Source organism: Klebsiella sp. HMSC16A12 (assembly GCF_001808265.1).
GTDB lineage: Bacteria > Pseudomonadota > Gammaproteobacteria > Enterobacterales > Enterobacteriaceae > Klebsiella > Klebsiella pneumoniae.
Map to the genome: position 1 here is coordinate 1 of NZ_KV792605.1, position 662 is coordinate 662.

Annotated in this window: 1 pseudogene; it reads right to left on the reverse strand. The window is 55.4% G+C overall.

The features are described from left to right. Nucleotides 1-662 (reverse strand): annotated as a pseudogene (locus tag HMPREF3140_RS27310) (IS3-like element ISSen4 family transposase); the annotation flags it as partial.

The window sequence follows — 662 nt, forward strand, 5'->3', positions numbered from 1 at the left end:
ATATCGCTGAACCAGTGCTCATTCAGGCATTCATCGCGAAATCGTCCGTTAAAGCTCTCAATAAATCCGTTCTGCGTTGGCTTGCCCGGCTGGATTAAGCGCAACTCAACACCATGCTCAAAGGCCCATTGATCCAGTGCACGGCAAGTGAACTCCGGCCCCTGGTCAGTTCTTATCGTCGCCGGATAGCCTCGAAACAGTGCAATGCTGTCCAGAATACGCGAGACCTGAACGCCTGAAATCCCAAAGGCAACAGTGACCGTCAGGCATTCCTTTGTGAAGTCGTCTACGCAGGTAAGGCACTTGATCCTGCGACCGGTGGCCAATGCGTCCATGACGAAATCCATCGACCAGGTCAGATTGGGTGCCGCCGGACGGAGCAGCGGCAGACGTTCTGTTGCCAGCCCTTTACGACGTCTTCTGCGTTTTACGCCCAGGCCACTGAGGTGATAAAGCCTGTACACGCGCTTATGATTAACATGAAGCCCTTCACGGCGCAGCAATTGCCAAATACGACGGTAGCCAAAACGCCTGCGCTCCAGTGCCAGCTCAGTGATGCGCCCTGATAAATGCGCATCAGCCGCCAGACGCTGAGCCTCATAACGGCAGGTCGACAGGGACAAACCTGTAAGCCTGCAGGCACGACGTTGCGACAGACCGGT